General features: G+C 76.4%; 2 protein-coding genes. Both read left to right on the top strand.

The window, feature by feature from the left end; translation table 11 throughout:
• On the top strand, nucleotides 1-1,718 hold a 1,718-nt coding region (locus ACWJ6R_RS35130; RefSeq protein ID WP_449066339.1), incomplete at its 5' end, for a condensation domain-containing protein.
• The coding region (locus ACWJ6R_RS35125; protein WP_449066338.1) for a condensation domain-containing protein at nucleotides 1,715-2,140 on the top strand (426 nt) is incomplete at its 3' end. The genes ACWJ6R_RS35130 and ACWJ6R_RS35125, both read left to right, overlap by 4 nt.

Here is a 2,140-nt window from a genome sequence, read left to right as displayed (position 1 = left end):
AGGCGGGGGTGGTGTTCTCGCCGCGGGAGGTGTTCCGGCATCAGAGCGTGCGGGCGCTGGCGTTGGTGGCGGTTGAGGAGTCCGGGCCGGTCGCGGGTGAGGTGGAGGGCGCGGGGGTGGGTCCGGTGGAGCCGACCCCGATCATGCACTGGCTGCGGGAGCTTCCCGGCCCGACCGGCGGGTTCAGCCAGACGGTGGTGCTGCGGGTCCCGCCCGCGCTTGGGGAGGAGGCGCTGACCGCGGGGCTGCAGGCCGTACTGGACCGGCACGACACGCTCCGGCTGACCTGCCCGGACGGCGGACGATGGCTGGACGGCGCGGATCCGGAGCCGGGGGGTCCGCCGACGCTGGAGGTCCTGCCTCCGGGTGCGGTCCAGGCGGGCGAGTGCGTCCGGCGGGTGGTGATCGACGTCCCGCCGGACGGGCTCGGTGGCTCTCCGGAGGACGGACCCGAGGGACGGGACGCCTGGGCGAGGGCGGTCGCCGAGGAGGCGGCGCGCTCGCGGGCGGAGTTGGACCCCGCCGCCGGGCGGATGGTCCGGGTGGCGTGGCTGGACGCCGGACCGGAGGCGCCGGGCCGGTTGGTGGTGACGATCCACCACCTGTCGGTGGACGCCGTCTCCTGGCGGATCCTGCTGCCGGACCTGTTCGCCGCCTGGGAGGCCGCGAGCCGGGGGGAGCGTCCGGAGCCGCCGCCGGTGCCGTTCTCGTTCCGTACCTGGGCGCGGCGGCTGCGCGCCGAGGCGGAGATCAGGGCGGGGGAGCTGGACTTCTGGCTCCGGACCCTGGGCGGGGACGCCCCGCCGTCCGGTTCCGCGAGCGACGGTCCCGGACGGCCCGGCCCGACTGGGACCCCGCCTGGCTCCCCGCGGCCGGACGACCCCGCCCGGAACGGTTCCCGGGGGCTCGACCCCGTCCGGGACACCTTCGGCACCCAGCGCCACCTCACCCTCGAGCTGCCCCCGGAGGTCACCGAGCCGCTGCTGACCCGGATCCCGGCGGCCTTCCACGGCCGGGTCGGCGACGTGCTGCTCGCCGGGCTCGCCCTCGCCGTGGCCCGCTGCACCGGACGGGAGTCGGTCCTGCTCGACCTGGAGGGCCACGGCCGCGAGGAGATCACCGGTGAGGCGGACCTGTCACGGACCACCGGCTGGTTCACGACCGTCTATCCGGTCCGGCTCGACCCCGGACCGGCGGACTGGACCGACCTGCACGGCGCCACCGCCGCCCGGGCGATCAAACGGGTCAAGGAGCAGCTCCGGGCGATCCCCGGCAACGGCCTCGGGTACGGCCTGCTCCGCCACCTCAACCCCGGGACCGCCGCCGAGCTGGCCGCCCGCCCGGTGCCCGAGCTGGCCTTCAACTACCTCGGCAGGACGGAGGCCGCCACCGGGACCGACTGGTCCCCGGCGCCCGAGACCGAGGCGGCGGGCGCCGGCCATTCGCCGGGCCTGGCGCTCCCGCACGCCCTGGAGGTCAACGCCCTGACCCTGGACGCGCCCGGTGGACCGCGCCTGCGGGCGACCTGGTCGTGGGCGGCCCGCCTGTACCGCGAGGAGCAGGTCCGGGAGCTGGCGGAGACGTGGTTCGCCGCCCTCACCGGGCTGTCCCGGCACACCGGCGGCGGCCTCACCCCGTCGGACCTGCTGGTGCCCATCAGCCAGGAGGAGATCGACGCGTTCGCAGCGGAACTCGACGCGGAGTGGAGCGCCCGATGACCGGCACCGGACCGATGAACGGCACCCGCCAGACGGGCACCGGAGCGCAGCACACCGGAGTGCGGGGCACCGGAGTGCGGGGTGCCGGCCCGGTGACCCCGGCCCCGCCCGCCCCGGGCGGCCAGCTTCAGGACATCCTGCCGCTCTCGCCGCTGCAGCAGGGCCTGTACTTCCACGCCCTGTTCGACGAGGCCGCCCCCGACGTCTACACCGCCCAGCTCACCCTCGATCTGGAGGGCCCCCTCGACGCGGACAGGCTCGCCGAGTCCGCCGCCCGGCTGCTGGCCCGTCACCCCAACCTGCGCGTCTCCTTCCGGCAACGGGCGACCGGTGACCCCGTCCAGCTGGTGCACCGGCGGGTGGAGGCGCCCTGGCGTGAGGTCGAGGGCGTCGATCCCGAGCGGGTGGCGGCCGAGGAGCGG

Source organism: Planomonospora algeriensis, from assembly GCF_977012225.1.
The sequence above is the reverse complement of the archived record's forward strand: the minus strand, read 5'-3'. Positions and strand labels throughout refer to the sequence as shown.